17 protein-coding genes are annotated in these 21,583 nt (G+C 39.4%); 6 read left to right on the forward strand and 11 right to left on the reverse strand.

Annotation, left to right across the window (positions count from 1 at the left end):
- Window positions 1-71: 71 nt before the first annotated feature.
- The 3 genes from hutU to L1S31_RS01080 all read left to right on the forward strand — a co-directional run bounded on the left by hutU (window position 72) and on the right by L1S31_RS01080 (window position 4,616).
- Window positions 72-2,048, forward strand: coding sequence for a urocanate hydratase (gene hutU, locus L1S31_RS01070; protein WP_236460963.1), 1,977 nt, complete (start codon window positions 72-74; stop codon window positions 2,046-2,048).
- A 65-nt stretch (window positions 2,049-2,113) separates the two neighbouring features.
- Window positions 2,114-2,647 carry a DUF4136 domain-containing protein gene (locus L1S31_RS01075; protein ID WP_236460974.1) on the forward strand — a complete coding sequence of 178 codons (534 nt, stop codon included), beginning with the start codon at window positions 2,114-2,116 and terminating at the stop codon, window positions 2,645-2,647.
- Window positions 2,648-2,861: 214 nt separating this feature from the next.
- Entirely contained in the window at window positions 2,862-4,616 is a 1,755-nt protein-coding gene (locus L1S31_RS01080) for an aromatic amino acid hydroxylase (RefSeq protein WP_236460984.1), read from the forward strand.
- A 105-nt stretch (window positions 4,617-4,721) separates the two neighbouring features.
- Here the strand turns inward: L1S31_RS01080 and L1S31_RS01085 are convergent, their stop codons facing one another.
- The 9 genes from L1S31_RS01085 to L1S31_RS01125 all read right to left on the reverse strand — a co-directional run bounded on the left by L1S31_RS01085 (window position 4,722) and on the right by L1S31_RS01125 (window position 14,980).
- Window positions 4,722-5,369: a response regulator gene (locus tag L1S31_RS01085; RefSeq protein WP_236460985.1), complete on the reverse strand. Its 648-nt coding sequence runs from the start codon at window positions 5,367-5,369 to the stop codon at window positions 4,722-4,724.
- Between the two features lie 206 nt (window positions 5,370-5,575).
- Window positions 5,576-7,453, reverse strand: coding sequence for a tetratricopeptide repeat-containing sensor histidine kinase (locus tag L1S31_RS01090; RefSeq protein WP_236460996.1), 1,878 nt, complete (start codon window positions 7,451-7,453; stop codon window positions 5,576-5,578).
- Window position 7,454: 1 nt separating this feature from the next.
- Window positions 7,455-9,326 carry a tetratricopeptide repeat-containing sensor histidine kinase gene (locus L1S31_RS01095; RefSeq protein ID WP_236460998.1) on the reverse strand — a complete coding sequence of 624 codons (1,872 nt, stop codon included), beginning with the start codon at window positions 9,324-9,326 and terminating at the stop codon, window positions 7,455-7,457.
- 26 nt (window positions 9,327-9,352) lie between these two features.
- Window positions 9,353-9,628 carry a hypothetical protein gene (locus L1S31_RS01100; protein WP_236461007.1) on the reverse strand — a complete coding sequence of 92 codons (276 nt, stop codon included), beginning with the start codon at window positions 9,626-9,628 and terminating at the stop codon, window positions 9,353-9,355.
- Window positions 9,629-9,667: 39 nt separating this feature from the next.
- Entirely contained in the window at window positions 9,668-10,183 is a 516-nt protein-coding gene (locus L1S31_RS01105) for a DUF6252 domain-containing protein (RefSeq protein ID WP_236461010.1), read from the reverse strand.
- A gap of 81 nt (window positions 10,184-10,264) precedes the next feature.
- Window positions 10,265-11,674: a hypothetical protein gene (locus L1S31_RS01110; RefSeq protein ID WP_236461023.1), complete on the reverse strand. Its 1,410-nt coding sequence runs from the start codon at window positions 11,672-11,674 to the stop codon at window positions 10,265-10,267.
- A 57-nt stretch (window positions 11,675-11,731) separates the two neighbouring features.
- The gene (locus L1S31_RS01115) at window positions 11,732-13,567 is read right to left on the reverse strand and encodes an outer membrane protein assembly factor BamB family protein (protein WP_236461025.1); all 1,836 of its coding nucleotides are present in this window, start codon (window positions 13,565-13,567) and stop codon (window positions 11,732-11,734) included.
- Between the two features lie 33 nt (window positions 13,568-13,600).
- Complete coding sequence (locus L1S31_RS01120; protein ID WP_236461032.1) at window positions 13,601-13,972, reverse strand: hypothetical protein; 372 nt, start codon at window positions 13,970-13,972, stop codon at window positions 13,601-13,603.
- Window positions 13,973-14,047: 75 nt separating this feature from the next.
- Window positions 14,048-14,980 (reverse strand): GSCFA domain-containing protein, encoded by a 933-nt coding sequence (locus L1S31_RS01125; protein WP_236461034.1) that lies wholly within the window; start codon window positions 14,978-14,980, stop codon window positions 14,048-14,050.
- Window positions 14,981-15,105: 125 nt separating this feature from the next.
- Between L1S31_RS01125 and L1S31_RS01130 the strand changes: the two genes are divergently transcribed.
- Complete coding sequence (locus tag L1S31_RS01130) at window positions 15,106-16,857, forward strand: ABC transporter ATP-binding protein (RefSeq protein ID WP_236461037.1); 1,752 nt, start codon at window positions 15,106-15,108, stop codon at window positions 16,855-16,857.
- A 48-nt stretch (window positions 16,858-16,905) separates the two neighbouring features.
- On the opposite strand, the gene L1S31_RS01135 is transcribed toward L1S31_RS01130, so the two are convergent.
- The gene (locus L1S31_RS01135; protein WP_236461040.1) at window positions 16,906-17,331 is read right to left on the reverse strand and encodes a lipocalin-like domain-containing protein; all 426 of its coding nucleotides are present in this window, start codon (window positions 17,329-17,331) and stop codon (window positions 16,906-16,908) included.
- A 16-nt stretch (window positions 17,332-17,347) separates the two neighbouring features.
- The gene (gene alaS / locus L1S31_RS01140) at window positions 17,348-20,047 is read right to left on the reverse strand and encodes an alanine--tRNA ligase (RefSeq protein WP_236461042.1); all 2,700 of its coding nucleotides are present in this window, start codon (window positions 20,045-20,047) and stop codon (window positions 17,348-17,350) included.
- 187 nt (window positions 20,048-20,234) lie between these two features.
- Between alaS and L1S31_RS01145 the strand changes: the two genes are divergently transcribed.
- Both L1S31_RS01145 and L1S31_RS01150 read left to right on the forward strand, forming a co-directional pair.
- On the forward strand, window positions 20,235-21,215 hold the full coding sequence (locus tag L1S31_RS01145) for a peptidoglycan DD-metalloendopeptidase family protein (RefSeq protein ID WP_236461044.1): 981 nt from the start codon (window positions 20,235-20,237) through the stop codon (window positions 21,213-21,215).
- 34 nt (window positions 21,216-21,249) lie between these two features.
- Window positions 21,250-21,582: a MerR family transcriptional regulator gene (locus tag L1S31_RS01150; RefSeq protein WP_236461046.1), complete on the forward strand. Its 333-nt coding sequence runs from the start codon at window positions 21,250-21,252 to the stop codon at window positions 21,580-21,582.
- Window position 21,583 lies beyond the last annotated feature (1 nt).

Consider the following 21,583-nt stretch of genomic DNA (forward strand, 5'->3'; position numbering starts at 1 on the left):
ACTTTGTAACTCAAAAAATAAAAACTCTGCAACTTTGCAACTTTGCAACTTTGCAACTCAAAAGAATAAAAATGACTTTTCAAGAGCAAATACAACAAGGAATTCCATCCGTTTTACCCAATCCAAAACCTTATGAACTCGAGATAAACCACGCGCCAAAACGAAAGGAAATCCTATCGGATGACGAAAAAAAATTAGCCCTGAAAAATGCTTTGCGTTATTTCGAACCGCAACATCACGCGACTTTATTGCCGGAATTCAAGGAAGAATTGGAAAAATACGGCCGCATTTACATGTACCGCTTCCGCCCGGATTATAGAATGCATGCCCGACCAATTTCCGAGTATCCCGGAAAATCAGAACAGGCAAAAGCCATCATGCTGATGATTCAGAACAACCTGGATTACGCTGTAGCACAACATCCGCACGAACTCATCACTTATGGAGGAAATGGCGCCGTTTTTCAAAACTGGGCACAGTATCTTCTGACGATGAAATATTTATCTGAAATGACCGATGAGCAAACACTTACCATATATTCCGGTCATCCAATGGGATTGTATCCATCGCACAAAGATGCTCCTCGTTGCGTTGTGACCAACGGAATGGTAATCCCAAATTACTCCAAACCGGACGACTGGGAAAAAATGAACGCACTCGGAGTCTCGCAATATGGGCAAATGACCGCCGGAAGTTATATGTACATTGGCCCGCAGGGAATCGTTCACGGAACCACAATTACCGTTTTGAATGGTTTCAGAAAAATCAAAAAAGTGCCGAAAGGCGGTTTATTCGTAACTTCTGGATTAGGTGGAATGTCAGGCGCTCAGCCAAAAGCAGGAAATATTGCGGGCTGTGTTACCGTTTGTGCCGAAGTAAATCCGAAAATCACGCACATCCGTCATTCACAAGGCTGGATTAACGAAATTGTAGAAGACATCAACGAACTGGTTCCAAGAGTCAAAAAAGCACTGAGTAATCAGGAAACGGTTTCTATCGCTTACCTCGGGAATATAGTTGATGTTTGGGAACGTTTCGATCAGGAAAACCTGAAAATCGATTTGGGTTCCGACCAGACTTCGCTTCACAATCCTTGGGCTGGCGGTTATTATCCTGTTGGTATTTCCTTTGAGGATGCCAACGAGATGATGGCAAACAATCCGGCAAAATTCAAGGAAGAAGTTCAAAAAACATTACGCCGTCATGCAAAAGCAATCAACAAACACACTGAAAAAGGAACCTATTTCTTTGATTATGGAAATGCATTCCTACTCGAAGCTTCCCGCGCTGGTGCTGATGTTATGGCTCCAAATGGCATTGACTTCAAATACCCGAGTTATGTTCAGGACATTATGGGGCCAATGTGTTTCGACTATGGTTTCGGTCCTTTCCGTTGGGTTTGTACTTCAGGAAATCCGGAAGATTTGGCAAAAACCGATAAAATTGCCTGCGATGTTTTAGAAGAAATGATGAAAAATTCTCCTTCCGAAATCAAGCAGCAAATGGCCGATAACATTCAGTGGATCAAAGGTGCACAGGAAAATAAATTAGTCGTTGGCTCACAAGCCCGGATATTATACGCAGACGCTGAAGGGAGAATCAAAATCGCGCAGGCTTTCAACAAAGCCATAGCAAATGGCGAAATTGGTTATGTGGTTTTGGGCCGTGACCACCATGATGTTTCCGGAACGGATTCGCCTTACAGAGAGACTTCGAACATTTATGATGGTTCGCGTTTTACTGCCGATATGGCAATACAAAATGTGATTGGAGACAGTTTCCGTGGGGCAACCTGGGTTTCCATTCACAATGGTGGTGGCGTTGGCTGGGGAGAGGTCATCAACGGCGGATTTGGTATGGTTCTTGATGGGTCAAGCGACGCGTCAAGACGCTTAGAATCAATGCTTTTCTGGGATGTGAATAACGGAATTTCAAGAAGGAACTGGGCTCGGAATGAAGGAGCAATTTTTGCAATAAAAAGAGCCATGGAAACGCAACCTTTATTGAAAGTTACCATCCCTAACATAGTCGACGATTCGTTGTTTTAGTTTTGAATTAAGGTTTCTGATTCCGAACTAAAATCCTGATTTGGAAAACTTTAATACAAATAGCTATGAACACATTCAAAATTTTACCGGTACTCCTACTCTTTATCGCTTCTTCCTGCTGTTCGGTCAGCGTGAATTCTGATTATGATAAAAAAGTAGATTTTTCACCATACAAGACTTTTGCTTTTCATAAAGCCGGAGTTGACAAAGCGGAGATTTCTGATTTAGACAAGAAACGAATCCTTCGCTCGATAGACGAAGTAATGACTTCAAAAGGGTTTACCAAAAGCGACAATCCCGATTTGCTGATTGCCTTTTTTACCAAAGAAAGGGAACAGGTTAATGTAAGCCAGTACAATGCTGGCTGGGGTTATGGCTGGGGTTACGGCTGGAACCCTTATTTATGGGGAGGAAACACTTCAGTTTCACGATATACAGAAGGAACTTTATACATCGATATTATCGATGCCAAGAAAAAAGAACTCATCTGGCAGGGTGAAGGACAAGGCGCCTTAACCAAAGACACCGAGAAAAAAGACGAAAAGATTAAGGAGTTTGTTTCCAGGATTTTGGAACAATACCCTCCAAAAAAGAAATGATTAGGTTGTCCCGAACAAATCAAACCGTAACGAAAGTTGCGGTTTTTTTTAGCCCGGATTGTAGCGGCATCCTTTTTTAGGAATGACAATATTCCTAAAAAAGATACAGCGGAAAGCCGGATTGGCTCCTAAAAATTCATCAAGTTTTAGGTTATTTATAACAATTGTTATAGCTAAGATTTGTAAATTTACCCACAACAACAGCTAAAATATTATGGAACAGGCATTTGAAAGTAACCCATTGATTGACAGATTACCAAAGCATCTGAAGCAATTCATAAAGCCACAGGATTACGAGGATTACACTCCGATTAACCAGGCAGTTTGGCGATATGTGATGCGTAAAAATGTCGATTACCTTTCAAAAGTAGCACACAATTCTTACCTCGACGGTTTGAAAAAAACAGGTTTGGAAGTTGACAATATTCCGAATATGTATGGCATGAACCGAATCCTAAAGGAAATAGGCTGGGCTGCCGTTGCTGTTGACGGATTTATTCCGCCCAATGCCTTTATGGAATTCCAGGCCTACAATGTACTTGTAATTGCTTCCGATATCCGTCAGTTAGAACATATTGAATATACGCCCGCTCCGGACATTATCCACGAAGGTGCAGGCCACGCTCCTATCATTGCCAATCCGGAATATGCAGAATACCTGCGTCGTTTTGGTGAAATTGGCTGCAAGGCGATTTCGTCTTCTCGGGATTACGAAATGTATGAAGCAATCCGTTTGCTTTCTATTTTAAAGGAAGCTGAAGGAACGCCGCAAGCTGATATTGATGCAGCTGCTGCACAGGTTGACTTTTTGCAGAACAATATGGGCGAATTATCTGAAATGGCACGTATCCGAAACCTACATTGGTGGACTGTGGAATATGGCCTGATTGGAAGTGTGGACAACCCAAAAATATATGGTGCCGGATTGTTGTCGTCCATTGGCGAAAGTGCCTGGTGCATGACCGATGCCGTAAAGAAAATCCCTTATGATATTTCGGCTGCTGACCAAAGTTTTGACATTACAAAACCGCAACCCCAATTATACGTAACTCCCGATTTTGCTTATTTGAGCCAGGTTTTGGAAGAATACGCCAGTACCATGGCACTTAGAACTGGTGGATTATCAAGTTTAAAAAAACTGATTCAGTCCAATGCTTTAGGAACTATTGAACTAAGTACCGGTTTACAGATTTCGGGTGTGTTTACCAACGTGATTGAAGAAGAAGGAAAACCGGTATATGTCCAAACCACAGGAAAAACAGCGTTGTCTTACCGTGAAAAGGAATTGGTTGGCCACGGAACACAATACCATGCTGAAGGTTTTGGTTCACCTATTGGAAAATTAAAAGGAATCAACCTTGCGATTGAAGATATGAGTCCGCGTGATTTACGTGCTTACGATATTTACGAAGCCGAAAAAGTAACGCTTGAATTTGAAGGAAACATTACCGTTTCAGGAGAAATCATTACAGGTTCGCGTAATCTTCAGGGCGAAATCATCATCATTAGCTTTAAAAACTGTACCGTAACCCACAATGATACTGTTCTATTCCAGCCTGAATGGGGAATTTACGATATGGCTGTGGGTAAAAAAGTAATCTCTGCTTTTTCAGGTCCGGCCGATGTGAATAGTTTTGACATGATTAGTCACGTTCCTTCAAGCAAAACCATCAAAGCTAAAAAATCTCCGGAACGTGAAGAACTTGAAGGCTTATATTTGGCCGTAAGACAGTTAAGGCTTGGTCAAATAGCGCAGGTAACTTTAAAGGAAGCTTTTGCTTCTGTAACTGCACATCATCCAAATGACTGGCTTCTTAGTGTTGAAATTGCTGAATTGGCTCATGATAAAGATCCCGATTTATTGCAAAAGACCTTAAACCATTTGGAAAGTGTTAAACTCAGACGTCCTGAAATTGCGCATTTGATTTCTGGTGGATTGGAGTTAATCTTTAAAGGAGAATTGGTTTAATCCAAAAAGAAAACATCCCGTCAAGGACGAGATGATTCTCAAAAAAAAAAATAACAAACTACAAATTTATTATCGAAGGTTTAAAGGTTTTGAAAGCAAAACACTTTAAATCAGATTGTTGTTCCTGGCTTTTTCAATAGCTTCAAGCTTATTGTGAACCTGGAGTTTGTTGTAGATATTTTCGATATGCTTCCTAACTGTTGAAGGAGAAAGAAAGAGATTATCAGCAATGACATTGTAATTCAAACCTTTGCTCAGTTGCTCTAAGACCTCAACTTCGCGTGTAGTGAGTTTGATATCTTCATCCGTTTTCTGCTCAAAATTAACCGGATTCCGAAGGAGTTTGAGCGTTTTTAAAGCTATAGACGGATTCATCGCTGCACCGCCATTTAAGGTTTCCTGTATTCCCTGGTACAACTCGTTTGGGTTAACTTCTTTCAATAAATAACCATCAGCTCCTGCCTTTATCGCGTTGAAAATATTCTCGTCGTTATCAAACACCGTAAGCATTATGATTTTGATTTGAGGATATTTCGACTTGATGATTTTTGTGGCTTCAATTCCGTTGCAGACAGGCATTTCAATATCCATCAATATCAAATCGATGTTTTTGTTTTTTTCCACCTTTTGCTGTAAATCATTCCCGTCAATAGCAGTGAATTTTAATACCAGATCGTCAAAAAAGGAAAGCTTTTCCGCAACCGCTTTCTGCAGGAAAACATTATCATCCACTATGGCTATCCTTACTGACATATTCTAATTTTAAGTTAGGTGAAGTTATGCAATATTATCATTAAAAAAAAGCCCCTTCCAAACAGGCTGCCTGGAAAGGGCAACAATAAAAACAATTTAATTGTTTTATCATTTGATCAATACCACTTGACGTTACAAATATGAAGACATAAAAGCGTAAAAAAAATACGGCATCTGCCGTATTCTCCCTGCTGCTAAAAAACATATCAGCCTATTTTGTCCGGAAATTTTATGGTTATTTCGGTTCCTTCATCAGGTTTTGTCTTGAATTTTATGGTCGCATTGCAATCGGCGATTCGTTTTTTCATATTATTTATTCCGTTGCCCAATTCTATCTGGTTGTCATCAAATCCCTTTCCGTCATCGCTGATGACCATGATGATGTCCTTTTTCTGATGTTTGATATCAATGCTGATATGCTTAGCTTCGGCGTATTTGATGCTGTTATTGACCGCTTCCTGAATGGTCCTGTAAATATTCATTCCTTCAATCGAAGTGAATTTTGCCCCCATCAATTCGTCCTCAATCGTAAACTTAAATTCGATGTCCTGTTTGGCCTCTTTCGCTTTTTCAACAAAATTATGGATGCGGACCTGTAAATCCTCAAACGTAATCTCGCTGTTGTTCATCGCCCAAATGGTATCGCGAAGCTCTATTATAGTAGATTTGGCAAAATTGCTAATACTGGAAAGCTTATTATCTAATTTCGAATTCTGGATTTCAAAGGCATATTTGATATTGTCTACAGACGAAATGATAAACGTAAGCTGCGAACCAATATTGTCATGCAAATCCCTTGAAATCTGTAGGCGTTGTTCCTGCAGTTTATTTTGGGTTTCAATTTTCGAAATCGCCGATTTAAGTTGGAACTCCTGCGCCTGTTGCTTGTTCCTCAGTTTTTGTTGTTTGTAAATTAAAAAACCTAACGAAGCTATAAAAATCGATAACAACGAAACAAAAACCAGCCAGGCTGTTTTCCTCTTATTCTCGGTCTCTTTTTCAAGGATGATCTTCTCTTTTTTTGCCGTTTGGTATTTGGTTTCCAATTCGTTTAAATCCTTAACATTAGACACCTTTTGGATGCTGTCCTTTAAAGTGTAGAATTGCTTTATTTTTTTATTGGCTTCAGCCAGATTGCCGGTAGCTTCATAATAATTTTTATAGGTGTCAAGCAAATTTAAAATTGTAGATACCGTTTTTGCTTTGTTGGCGTAGAGATATCCTCGGTCGATAAACTCTTTAGCTTTGTCGTATTTTTTGTTTTCCAAATAAACAAGAGCGATATTATTGTAACCATCAGCTGCTCCCGAAAGATTGTTCATCTTTAAATCAATTGTTGCCGATTTTTCAAAATAATATAATGCCGAATCAATATCGGCCTTATAATAATGGATGGTGCCTACATTGTTGAGCGATTCCGAAATCCCCTTTTGGTCTTTTAATGATTCTTCTATAAGAAGTGATTTCCTGAAATAGTTCATCGCCTGATCAAGGCTGTCCTGAGTGGCCAAAGCAATGGCAAGATTATTCACAGCTTCGGAAATCCCTTTCTTATCGTTAAGGCTGGTAGACAATTGCAGTGCTTTTCTATGATAGGTTTTCGCCTTATCCAATTGTTCCATCGAACTGAAAACCATACCGATGTTATTGGTCACTATGGCCTGGTCCCTGACCTGTTTTTGGGATTCATATATCTTTAGGGCTTTCAGGTATGAAATAATCGATTCCTTATACTTGCCCAATGAACGGTCGCAAGCTCCAATGTTGTTATAGATGGACGCCGTCACTTTAGCACCTTTCGATGCAAGTTTCAATGCCTTTAAAGACATTTTTTTGGATTCAAGGAATTGGCCTTTCATCCTAACCAGTATGGCAAGGTTGTTTTGGGTCAATGCCTTCAGATTATTGTCATCAGAATCATTGGCTAATAATTCCGCCTTATTTAATAGTTTTGCCGCTTCATCCGGACTGGCATTATAAATATCCATTGCCCTATCGTTCAGTTTCCGGCATTCCGCGTCGGTATTTTGCTGTGCTGTTGCCGATAAAAAACTGAACAGCAATAAAATCAAAAATCCCCTCATATTATTTAATTACAATGGTTATCATAGTTCCTTTTTCCGAAGAGGCAATGGTAAATTTCCCTCCGATTTCTTCAATCCTCTTTTTCATATTGGCAATTCCATTCCCAAACTTAACCTTTTCAGCGTCAAATCCTTTCCCGTCGTCCTGGATTTTTATAACAATTTTTTCTTTCTGATGTTTAATGCCAATTTTAATATTTTGTGCTTCAGCGTATTTGATGCTGTTATTGACTCCTTCCTGAATACTCCTGTAAATATTCATGCCTTCAATCGAAGTGAATTTTGAGCTAAGCAGGCTTTCCTCAATCGTGAAATCGAAATTGATGGTGTGCTTCGCTTCTTTGGCTTTTTCAACAAAATTATGAATGCGGGTTTGTAAATCCTCAAACGTAATTTCGCTATTATTCATGGCCCAAATCGTATCGCGAAGTTCAATGATTGTTGATTTCGCAAAATTACTGATGCTCGAAAGTTTGTTGTCGAGTTTGGAATTTTGGATTTCAAAAGCGTATTTGATGTTGTCAACAGAGGAAATAATGAAGGTGAGCTGTGAACCAATATTATCATGCAAATCCCTTGAAATCTGTAGGCGTTGTTCCTGTAGTTTGTTCTGTGTTTCTATTTTGGCTATAGCCGATTTGAGTTCAAACTCCTGTTTCTGCTGGCTGTTTTGAAGTTTCTGCTGACGGTAAATCAAAAAGCAGATAATCAAAAGCCCAATAATCGTAATGGCAAGTATCAATGACTGCGTATCCTTCTTTTTGATTTCAAGTTCCTTATTCAAAAGTTCTTTTTCCTTTTTCTCATTTTGGTATTTTGCCTCAATTTCCAAAAAGGATTTATCGCGGTTCTTGTTAAAAACCGAATCGCGCAATTTTATATATTGTTCCTGCGATTCCACCGTTTTCTGCAGGTTGTTCCGCTCTTTGTTATACTCATATTCTGCCCTGTAATAATCGCGTAGTTTTTCGGCATTGTTGCTTTTTACACTATTAAATTTGGCTTTTTTAAGGAACAGTTCTGCCTTTTCAAATTCTTTGGTTTTGGTAGCGATTACTGCAAGATTGGTAAAATTGGTTGCCTTATTGTAAAAATCGACATCATATCTTCCGGCTTGCGCCTTTTCATTTGCCTCGGTAATGGCAACGGCAATCTTAATCCATTTTTCGGCTTCCTTGTATTTTTTTTGTTTCAATAAGGTGTTGCCGATGTTGTTATAGGTATGGCCAATAGCCAGCGTGTCTTTTCCTTTGATGTAGTTGAAAACCTGTTTGTGGTAATACAAAGCTTCGTTGGGACGACCCGAATCATCATAACTAATCGCAATGGCATTCAAAGCTCCGGCAATGTTGGCATTTCTATCCTTGGTTAATTTTTTGGCGAATGCCAATGCTTTTTTACCATAATAAATCCCTTTGTCGAAATTTTCAAAGTCGTGGTAAATCACCGAAAGGTTATCAGTGAAGTAAAAAATCCAAAAATCACTTTTACTCTTTTCGGCATTTTGAAGCCCAAGAATTGAAGCCTGGATGGATTTATCATATTCGCCCTGTTTCCTATAGGACTGACTGATATTGTTGTAAAGTGTGTTGAGTGTTTTGAGGTCTTTCATTTTTTCGAAGACCACAATTGCTTTTTTGGAGTAGTAGATTGCGCTGTCAAGTTGGTTGTAATCACCGTGCCTTGCGCCTTTGCAGAAATAGAACTGCGCTTCGTCCCTATCGGACTTTATCTGCCTTTTGGCAATCTTAAAATAGTAATCTGATGAATCTTTTGAGGTAAAAGCCTTTCCTAATGTTTTATCAATTTCCTGTGAAAACCCAAGCTGGAAACACAAGGTATAAATCAAAAAAGTTGCTAAAAGCTTTTTCATTTAGAGGAGATTACAGTATAAATATATTATTTTCTTGGATATAATTCCTCAACCAAATTGAAATTTACCTCATAAATATCTTTAGAAAGTGTTGCATTGATTTGGGTTAGTTTTTCCCTGAGTTCCTCTGATAATTGCAATTGACTGTTTTGAACTTTTTGCTCCTTACTGATCTCGACAATGAAATCCTCCAAAACCTTAATCCTGGAATGGAATTTTTGCCGGTCAAGCTGAATTTTGGAAACCAGATAAATAATCAGGGCCAAAAACAGGACAGTAATGAGTGCTAGGATATTTGTCATCTGTTAAAGTTCAAAACAATCAATTGATAGATAAGGTGATTAATTACCTTGGAAGTTTACATTAAATGCTCCGTTGGTAACATTTTTGTTATCCGAACCATTTTGGTTTTTTCCCGTAAACGTAAAGTTTCCTTTTACCGTTGTAGCCGTAATTTCACTGATGGTAATCGATCCTACATTTCCAGAACCTTCAAAAGGCGCTGCCCATGTTGTTGATGACATCGTGTTCAGGTTTACTTCAGTGTAGCTTCCGATTACTGAGATTCCTGCAGTATCGCTGATTTCATAAGTTCCTGCTGCAGTTACTCCTGTAAGCATTAATTGAATCGCTTTTCCGCTAGCATCGCTTCCCTGGATGATAAGCATTCCTCCTTGCTGCATCGCGAAAGTTGCTGCCGTCATTGAAGTGAAATTGGTTGAGCCTGCTTTAGCTTTAATAGTTCCTGCCGCAGCACTTCCTCCTCCGCCTCCATCTCCGTCGCTGCTGCTACACGATGATAAAATTGTTGATACCGCTAATACAAGTACTAATCCAAATTGTTTAATTGTTTTCATGATTTATTTGTTTTAAGTTATGTTACAAATTTGCCCTGAAAACCAAAGTCAAACAATACGGCAGTTGCCGTATATTGATGCTTACTGTGGGTTTGCAATTAAACCTTTGGCAAGAGCAACCGACTTCAGAACATTCACTCCGTCAACGGAAGTGATAAAATACAGGGTTTCACCGGTTTCATCATAAAATGGCAGGCCGTCAAATTCATTGGTATTTATTTTGCTTCCGAGATTGACCGGTTCTGACCAGTTTTTCCAGGTATCATCCAAACGATGGGATACATAGATATCAAAATCACCAAAACCACTAAACCCGTTACTGCTGAACAGCATTGTTTTTTGATCGGATAATAGTTGTACCATGCCTTCATCCGCTGCCGAATTAACGGCCTTCCCCATATTTTGAAGGAAGCCATAGGTTCCATCCTCTTTTTTTTGGGTAAAATACAAATCGGTGCCGCCTTGGGTAAAATCGGTTTCAATGCCAATGATGAAAATTTTGCCATCATCGGTTATCGTGGCATCCGAAGTGTCTTCATAATTATTGAATGCTGCAATTTTTATGGTACCAAGCGAATTGTTGTTTGAAAATAATTCATAGCCGCATTCGTTACTTCCTTTGGCATACGGATTTCCGCCTTTTAGTAAAAAATCCTTTCCGGAATATTCGATATAATTATAGTTCGCATTGGTATTGAACTGCGTTTCCGATTTCCTTCCTGTCCAGTTGTCTCCGTTTTTTGTAAAGGAAAAAATTTCGTCCTTTTCCTTACTCACATCAGTAATGAAAAGCGTTTTCCCGTCGGTTGAGATTGTTGGATTTGTTGGAATGATTCCATCCAATGCTATGGTTTTCGGAACCGGCAGTTTTTCAAAAGCAGCAATCGTATTTACAGTGGCCTGAATTGGAATTTCAGAATCCGAAATGCCAATGGCATCTATTTGCTTTTGCCCTGGAAGTAAGGCAAAATTGAATTCTATCTTTACCGAAACCACATCGGGAACGGCATTCTCCAGTAGGGCATTTTCAATTCCCGGATTCAGGACTTCAGGCGCTTCCTGGATTTTCCTTCTTTTGCGTTTGTAATAATACTTTCGGTCGGCAGGAATTGAACCACGGAAAGTTGGGGTTTTATAATTTGTATTACGCGACCAGACCATTTGGTATTTCCCCGAAGCATTCGCTACAGCAATCCTCGAAACACAGCCCGCATTGAGGTTTTCAAAAATCGCTACCTGCTTTACGGTTTGTGGCTTTTCAAAACTCACCTCGACAAATTCTACGTTCAGGGCATTTTTTGGCGTCCACGCATTGGGACTGCTTCCCGCCTGTGGAAATGCATCGGGTCTGCCTAAAATCCTTTTGATTCCAAATTGCTTTCCACCTAAATCGGAAGAATATTTTATCAATTTATTGGCCCACTGCACTTGTTGCGCCTGTACAGAAAATAAAAAAAGAAAGGAGGTTAAAAAAGTAACTATTGTTTTCATGCGATTCATAAGTTGAAAAAGGGCTGTAATTTTTAAGTTACAGCCCTTTTATTAGGTTTAATTATTAACTTTAATTTTCTCTACTTTTTTGCCTTTAAAGGCAAAGATGTATTCACCATCGGAAGTAATGTCGATTCCCGAGCCGTATTTTGGGCTTCCGCCTTTTCCTTTTGACTGAACCGAACCTTTGGTTTCACCATTGGTCATATCGATTCCGTAGATGATATTTTTGCTGTTGCGCTGATCCCTTAGGAAGTAATTATCGCCAATATGATAGAAGTAATCCACTCCTTTTATTTTGTCTGAAGCATAGGCACGTGAACCATCTTTTTTGTTGTAAGCTGCAAGTCCTTTCTCTGAAAGCACTACCACTTTATCTCCAAAATCAATAACATCAGAAGCTCTTCCTACTTTGGCATCATTGTGTTTTACATCAAACAATTGATTACCTGAAGCAATATCGTAACCATAAAATTCATCACCATCACCCACAAAAACAGTTTTGTTTTCGTCCAAAATCAAATCGGTGATGCGTTTGTCAAATTTTTCAGAACGCCATGCAGTATGACCCGTTTTGTCGTCGAGGCACAATACCGAATTTTTTTGGTTTTTATAATCCCAATAAATATAAGGAACCCATTGTTTTACGCTTCCTCCAAAACCTCCAAGCGTACTCAATCCGCCTGCAATTCCACCTGAAGTTTCCTCCAGCCTGTACTCCTGAACCTGTACTTTTCCTCCAACCTGTATCAAAATCTTATCATTGGCTTTGTAGATGTTCGGCATGCAGAATGCACCTGTAATTTTCTCTGAAGCCCAAATCAGTTTCCCTGAATTCAGGTCGTGTTTTTCAACATACTTGGTTTTGTCCCTTCCTCCAAATATCACAATGTAAACAGCATCATCAGTAAATAACGGATCGGCAATCGTTCTGTAAATCTGCGAGCGTTTTCCACCGCTGAATAATCCGCCTTTGGCTCCCTGCATATCATTTTCATAATTTACATTCCATACTTTCTGGCCCGTATTGTAATCATAAACATTGATTCCGTCCAGGTACATGAATATTTTGTCGCCTTTAATCCATAAATCAATGATTGCTCTTTTTGTAACCAATTCCTTTTCGATGCTTCCCATAAAAGTGGCATCCCAAAGCACGTCACCATTGGATGCATTGATTCGCACCAATTGGTTTTTATATCCCGAAAACAATGCTCCAAGAGCCGTTGGTTTGAAGTTCACCATGATGATTTCGTTTCTTTTGGAATCATAGATATACTTTCCGACACCACCTTTGAAACGGTTGGTTTCCCAAACTTTTTCTCCGGTGTTGGCTTTTACCAGGATTACTGAATTTCGTTGTGAAATTAAAAACGAATCGAGTTCGCCAATGTATTTTACCGTTTCCAGTTCGCCTTCATCGGTTCCTTCTGCAGCGTTGGTTCCTTTTGGGATCAAATCCTGGTACAATTCAGAATTCCACAATTCCTTCCCTGAAGCCAAATCGAGTACTGCAACCCTATCGGTTCCCAAACTTCTTTTATCAAATAGGAATAGGTAACCGCCCTTATCTTTCCAGATTGTATATTGGTACTCAGAGTTGTTGGTTTTGTTGGTCGTTAATTTTTTATAATCACCGTTCCAGATTGCCGTTCCTTCAGCATTGATTACCGATGCCGAATTATCGTCTGTTCCAATGATGTACTGTCCATCGCCATCACACAAAGCCAATCGAGATGCCTTGTTGTCAAATTCCGATTCCCAAACCGTAGCAAAACTGCCCGATTTTTTTCCGGCTCCTTTGCCTTTGCCTAATAATTTCCCAAATTGGGCTGTTGCGGGTAATGTGCCTGCGAAGGCAAGCGTTAACATTACTAATGTAATTTTTTTCATGGTTATTGTTTTTTATTGTTAGTTGTGGTTTTATTAAAATGTAGCCGTATAACGAATTTTGTATCGTTGCTGTTTTTGCAGTTTAAACTGGAATTTATGCTGCAGGATATAGTCTGACATGAAATTGATGAAGTCAATGTTCTTGATGTCGCTATCGACTTTGAAGAAAGAGGAGACTTTCCCGTTTTGGACAACGCCGATGTCTACAACCATCGTCCCTTTGATGTCAGCGAATTTTTTATTTTTCTTTTTGGTAAAATCCTCCGACTGGAATACTTCGTCAATTTCCTTGGTTACGGTTGCAGAAACCTCTTCCTCATCAGCAAGTACTGGTCTTTGGGCTAAGGCTGCATTGGTACACAACAGGAAAAAAGTAAATGCCAATGCTGTTTTAAAAATTTTCATGATTTTAGGTGTTAGTTACAAGGCAAACCTATAACTATAACCTAATGAAGTAAATACGGCAGTTGTCGTATTTTGCTAAAACCTAAAATGCGGGAATTGCTCCTGAAGCTTTGCAATCTTTTGATCAAGAGCGTTTAGGAACTTCTGATGGTTTTCAGAATCGGGGTTAAAAGGGGTGTGGGACAACCCTTTTTGGATGCTGTTTACTTCAACCATTGTTTCAAAGGAGGCTTCCGAAATATAGTTTTCCGAAAAACGCTTCCAGATATAATCAATGGCAAAAGGGCTTGGATGCAAAAAATCATCCGCATAAAAACGGTAATCCCGGAGTTCGTCCATCATGATTTCGTAGCTGGGAAAATACGGAAGCTGTAGGTTGTGGATTGCCGTTATCAAATGTGCCTTGCTGCGCTGGTTTTCGACAAAGCCATCCTTGATGTGGCGTACAGGCGAAACGGTAAAAATGAAAGTACAGTCTGGATTTACCTTCCGGATTAAGTCAATGGTGTTCTGGATGGATTTTTCAATCGTTTCAACAGACAGGATTTCCTTATCGAATTGACTTTGGGGAACCTTGTGGCAATTGGCTACAATGGCTGCAGAAGATTTATCGCGGTAAACCCAGGATGTTCCATAAGTAATTATAATATGGGTAACACCAGTGATGACTTCATAAGTGAGGTCGAGGATTTCATTTAGGATTTCAAGCTGGCCTTCTTTGTTTGGAGTGCTGAACTTGGAGTGGATTTCGAAAGAATGCCACAAATCATTATGAAGGAATAAATCCTGCTCAGTAAACTTTTGCTGGTTGACAATCCTTGAAACCAGCTTTTCAATTGAAACCGGATTGAAGATAATCCCAAACGGATTCACAACATCCTGAAATTTAAACTGACGGAACTTTTCACCCATATTTTCTGCAAAACAGGAACCCATAGACAGTATCATGGATTCATAACCTATCGGATTGTTGGATTTTGCTATTGGGACTTTGGTCGTAAAGTTCATTTCCCAAAAATACAAAATCATTTCAAACACCAATCTGTCTATAGCGTCATAAAGTAATATAATTCCGTTAACAGTTGCCTGGCTTTTTATTTTCTACTTTTGTTTCACAAAATTTTATACTTCTTATGAAACTATTATACGCTTATCTCAAAAAACATAAACTACTGCTCTTCTTTGCCTTACTGATGGCAGCCATCAATATCTGCTTTAGCTTGTCTGACTCGGTCATTACCGGGAAACTGATGCAGGACTGTGGTGTTGGAATCGCCAAATACAAAGGCAACGAAATCGGGTTTATCAAAGCCGTTGGTTTTTGGCTTGGGCTTTCATTGGGCGCAGCCATGATTTCGAGGATTACCAAAAACTTCCAGGATTATTTTACCAATATTGTCATCCAGAGAACCGGTGCCGAAATGTACACCGACGGAATTAAAAAATCGCTCGACCTGCCTTATGAGGAATTCGAGGACCAACGAAGCGGTGAGACTTTGAGCAAATTAACCAAAGTGCGTTCCGATTCCGAAAAGCTGATTACACTTTCGATTTCATTGATATTCCAAACGGTTATCGGATTTATTTTTGTGATTGTGTATGTTGGAAGAATCGATTACAGAATCTCTCTTATCTTTTTGATTACAGCTCCGATTATTGCCATCATAAGCTCTTATCTGGGTAAAAAAATAAAAATCGTTTCCCGAAAGATTGTCACCCAAACGAACGCTTTAGCTGGTTCTACGACCGAAAGTTTGCGGAATATCGAATTGGTAAAAAGTTTGGGGCTGACCTATCAGGAAGAAAAGCGTCTGAACCTAAACACCTTTAAAATCCTGCAGCTCGAATTACAGAAAATCCGTTTTATCCGAAGCCTGAGCTTTATTCAGGGAACTACGGTTCATTTCCTTAGGACTTGTGTGGTATTTACATTGTATTACTTTTTGTTTGGCAACAAAATCATTGTCGGCGATTTATTGACGATGGTATTCTTTACCTTCTTTATTTTTGGGCCATTGCAGGAATTGGGTGCTTTTATCATCGCACTGAATGAAACCAAGGTTTCGATGGAGAATTTCAAGGAATTACTAAATGCTCCTAAGGAATACCGCCCAAAAGACGCCAAACATGTGGGTGCAATTCAGGCACTGCATTTTTCTGATGTGAGTTTCAAACATAAAAGTGCCAAACATCCGGCCGTTGAAAACATAACATTTGATATCAAACAGGGCGAAACTGTCGCTTTTGTCGGTCCGTCCGGAGCAGGAAAAACGACATTGGTAAAGCTTTTAGTGGGATTATATCCTCCGGCAAAAGGGCATGTGCGATACAATAATATCGATTCGACTGAAATTGATTTATTGGATTTGAGGAAACAACTCGGATTTGTGACCCAGGACGCACAATTGTTTTCGGGAACCATACGCGAAAATTTATTGTTTGTAAAACCAACCGCAACTGACGAGGAATTGTTGGATGTTTTACACAGGGCAAGCTGCGATAAATTATTGGAACGCGCCGAAGACGGTTTGAATTCAACCATTGGCGAAGGCGGAATCAAGGTTTCCGGTGGAGAAAAGCAACGTTTGTCCATTGCCAGAGCCATCTTGAGAAATCCGCATTTATTGATTTTTGACGAAGCAACTTCGGCTTTGGATTCGATTACCGAAGAAGAAATCAATGCCACTATCCGAAACATCTCAGACAAAAACAGGATTACCGTTTTAATCGCACACCGATTGTCAACGGTAATGCACGCCGATAAGATTTTTGTCTTGGAACAAGGCCGGATCATTGAACAGGGAAGACACGAAGCCTTATTGGAAGAAAAAGGATTGTACTACGCGATGTGGCGCCAGCAGATTGGTGAACGTAAAAAAGAATAAAACAAAAAACCCTTCCGGATTGGAAGGGTTTTTATTTATAACTGAATTTTAAAGCCTGTGTAAATAATAAATATAAACATCTGAACCGCTTGTTTGTTTCATCTCCATTTGGCTGTCAGTAAGGTTTTGAACCTGGTAAACATCAGGCTGAGTGAAGCCATCGCTATAAATGATGCTAAACGTAGTATTGTCAAGCTCCCATTGGCTGTCCTGGGTATCATTTTGCTGGCAATCGCTTCCATATCCGGTGAAAATGATGTGGTGGTTGCTGAAAATCTCATTGAAATCTTTTGAAGTACTGCAAAGATGTTCGGCGTTTTCCATTGGCTCGTTATTATGCTTTACACCAATAAGGTACCATTTTCCCAACAAATGTGCTTCAGTGACTGCCAATGAGCCACCATCATCTGAACTGGAACTGCAACCCATAGAGAAGATTGCCAATAAGCCTAAAATTAAAAATCTTTTTTTCATATTTATCAATTAAATGTTAGTTAACAAATTCAACAGCTTTTTCCAAAGCTTCCTTAATTCCCGCAACATTCTTTCCTCCTGCAGTTGCGAAGAATGGCTGTCCGCCACCGCCACCTTGAATGTATTTTCCAAGTTCGCGTACCACAGTTCCGGCGTTTAGGTTTTTGGCAGCTACCAATTCCTTAGAAATATAGCAGCTCAACATCGGTTTGTCGTCTTCGGCTGTAGCCAAAACCAAAAATAAATCAGTTCCTAAAGTTCCCAGTTCATAAGCCAGGTCTTTTGCACCTTCGGCATTTAAATCGACTTGTTCTGCTAAGAATTTAATGCCGTTTATTTCCTGAATTTTAGAAGCTAATGCGCCTTTCAAGCCTTTTGCCTTTTCCTTTAATAACTGCTCAATCTGTTTTCTCAGTTTGGCATTGTCATCCTGCAACGAAACTACTGCTTTCAAGGTATCCTGTGGATTTTTCAAAGTCTCTTTTATCGCATCCAAATCGTTCTCCTGTTGTGCAAAATAATCCTTAACGGCATCGCCTGTAATCGCTTCAATACGACGGATTCCTGCAGCAACTGCACCTTCGGACACAATCTTGAAATGCCAGATTTCACCGGTATTCTTTACATGGATTCCACCACACAATTCGCGGCTGTCTCCAAATTCAATCATACGTACATTGTCGCCATACTTTTCACCAAACAAAGCCATAGCACCTTTTGCCATCGCTTCCTGGATTGGAAGGTTCCTGTATTCTACCAATTGTAACTGCTCTTCAATTCTAGCGTTTACAAAATCTTCCACTTTTTTGATTTCCTCGTCAGTAACCTTGCTGAAATGCGAAAAGTCGAAACGCAGGTGGTTCGGGTTTACCAAGGATCCTTTCTGCTCAACATGTGTTCCCAAAATCGTTCTTAAAGCCAAATGCATCAAGTGCGTAGCAGAGTGGTTTTTGGAAGTCGATGTCCTTAAACCGGTATTGACTTTTGCTGTGGCTAGAGTTAAAGAATTTTTAGGTAATGATTTAGTAATGTGAATTATTAAATTATTTTCCTTTTTGGTATCTATCACTTCAATAATATCGTTTTCTTTACTTTCGAGTGAGCCAAAATCTAACCATCCTTTATCACCTACTTGTCCACCTCCTTCTGGATAAAATGGAGTTTTATTTAAAACTAATTGATATAAAACACCATCTTTTTTAGATTCAATTTTTCTATATTGGAGTACTTGAATAGGGCCCGTTTGGGTTTCATCATAACCTACAAATTCTGTTGAAACAACATTATTCCCATAATCCATAAATTTAACCCAATCATCTGTTGAAACTTCAGAAGCATTACGTGAACGATTTTTTTGTTCTTTCATTGCCTCATTAAAACCAACTTCGTCAACAGTAAAGCCATTTTCTTTAGCAATTAACTGTGTTAAATCCAAAGGGAATCCATAAGTATCATATAATTCGAAAGCCATTGTTCCGGAAATTATTTTATTTAATGGATCAACTGAAATTTTATCAGCAGATTGCAAAAATTTGATTGAGCTTTCTAATTTTAGAATTCCTGTTGAAATTGTTCTCAAAAAAGAATCTTCCTCTTCACGGATTACATTGGTAACCAATTGTTGTTGCGATTTGATTTCCGGGAAAAATTCGCCCATTTGATTGGCAAGAACCTCAACCAGTTTGTTGATGAATGGCTCTTTGATGTCCAAAAAGGTAAACCCGTAACGGATTGCACGACGCAGGATTCTACGGATCACATAACCTGCACCTGTATTTGATGGCAATTGCCCGTCAGCTATGGCGAAAGCCACGGCACGGACGTGGTCTACAATTACGCGGATGGCAATATTGATTTTATTTTGTTCTTCTGATATATTTTTAACTTCGTTGGAAGTGTATTTCAATCCCGTGATTTGTTCCACTTTTTCAATAAGCGGTGTAAAAACATCGGTGTCATAGTTGGATGTTTTACCTTGTAACGCCATGCACAAACGCTCAAATCCCATTCCGGTGTCAACGTGTTGCGCTGGCAGTTTTTCCAAACTTCCATCAGCCTTACGGTTGAATTCCATGAAAACATTATTCCAGATTTCGACAACCTGCGGATGGTCGTTATTTACCAAACTCTTTCCTGAAACTTTTGCTTTTTCTTCTTCAGTCCTCAAATCAACATGGATTTCTGAACATGGTCCGCACGGTCCTTGATCACCCATTTCCCAGAAATTGTCTTTTTTGTTTCCAAGGATGATACGGTCTTCGTCGATTAGGGTTTTCCAGATATCCCAAGCTTCCTGGTCAAACGGAACATTTTCTTCAGGGTTTCCTTCAAATACGGAAACGTATAAATTCTCTTTTGGGATTTTGTAAACTTCAGTCAGTAATTCCCATGCCCAGTTAATAGCCTCTTTTTTGAAATAATCACCAAAAGACCAGTTACCCAACATTTCGAACATGGTGTGGTGGTAGGTATCAAAACCTACATCTTCCAAATCGTTATGCTTTCCTGAAACACGAAGGCATTTTTGCGTATCGGCTATCCTTGGGCATTTTGGGGTTCCATTGCCTAAGAAGAATTCCTTGAATTGTGCCATGCCCGAGTTGTTGAACATCAGGGTTGGATCGTCCTTAAGAACGATAGGCGCCGAAGGAACGATTAAGTGCCCTTTGGATTCGAAGAATTGTAAAAACTGTTTACGAATGTCTTGTGATTTCATTTTCTATGTTAATTCGGTTATTGGGTTATACGGTTATTTGGTTTTGTTTTTTGCTTGCTTTCGAATAACCGAATCCACAAATAACCAAATCCACTAAAAATTTAGGCATTGACTGAAACATTTGTTAAATTTGTTCGTATAACCATTGTTTTCTTAAAACAAGCACAAAAATAGCATAAATTAAAAGATGGCGAAAAAAGTAAAGTATTATTTCGATACCGAAAGTTTGGCTTACCGAAAAATTAAACCAAAACTCTCCAAAAAACTGGGTTACATTGGTTTGTTTTTACTTGCTTCCGCACTTTTTGGATTTTTATGTTTTGTGGCTTTGCTGAATACTTCCCTTTTAGATACGCCGAAAGACCGTTTGCAGGCTCGTGAAATTGAAACGATGAAACTGCGGTATTCCATTTTGAATAAAAAGATGGACGAGGTTGACGAAGTTTTGAATGATGTTGCCGAAAGGGATAACAATATTTACCGTGCCTATTTCAACACCTCACCTATTCCGACAGAACAGCGCAAGGCCGGTTTTGGCGGTGTGAACCGATACAAGGAATTGGAAGGATTTAACAATTCGGATTTGGTGGTGAACACTTCCAAACGTGTGGATATCATTTCGAAGGAATTGGCAATACAATCCAAATCCCTGGATGAGATATTGAAACTGGCCAAAGAAAAAAACAAATTACTGGCTGCAATCCCGGCAATCCAACCGGTAAAAAATGAGCAGATGAAACGCATTGCTTCCGGTTTTGGATACCGAAGCGATCCTTTTACGAAAGTTAGGAAAATGCACGAAGGCATGGATTTTACCGCTGCGACAGGAACACCAATATATGCCACAGGCGATGGTGTTGTGGCTGCTGCCGATAATTCGAAATCGGGTTATGGAAACCATATCGAAATCAGGCATGGTTACGGTTACCTGACTTTATATGGCCATTTGAGCAAATACAAATGCCGTGCAGGGCAAAAGGTAAAACGTGGCGATATTATTGGCTATGTTGGAAGTACTGGACGAAGCGAAGCACCACACCTGCATTACGAAGTACACAAGGATGGCAAAGTAGTCAATCCGATTAATTTTTATTACGGAAACATATCGGCTGCAGAATATGTAGCCATTTCAAAAGTAGCTAACCAGGAAAACCAATCACTTGACTGATGCTGAAAGTACAGTCAAACCAAACCAAATTACTATGCATATAGAACTAAAAGAAGGCAAAAGATATTATAGCATTGGAGAAGTCTCCAAGGCTTTTAATGTGAACACATCGTTAATCCGTTTTTGGGACAAGGAATTCGACATCCTGAAACCCAAGAAAAATGCCAAAGGAAACCGAATGTTCACTCCCGAAGATGTGAAGAACTTACAACTGATTTATCATTTGGTAAAAGAACGCGGATTTACGCTGGAAGGTGCAAAGACACACTTAAAAGAAGGCCAAAAGAAAACATTGGACAAGTTTGAAATCATCTCCAAACTCGAGGCAATTAAGGCTCAGCTCCTGGGCATTAAAGGCCAATTATAAA

Source organism: Flavobacterium wongokense (assembly GCF_021608265.1).
Taxonomy (GTDB): domain Bacteria; phylum Bacteroidota; class Bacteroidia; order Flavobacteriales; family Flavobacteriaceae; genus Flavobacterium; species Flavobacterium wongokense.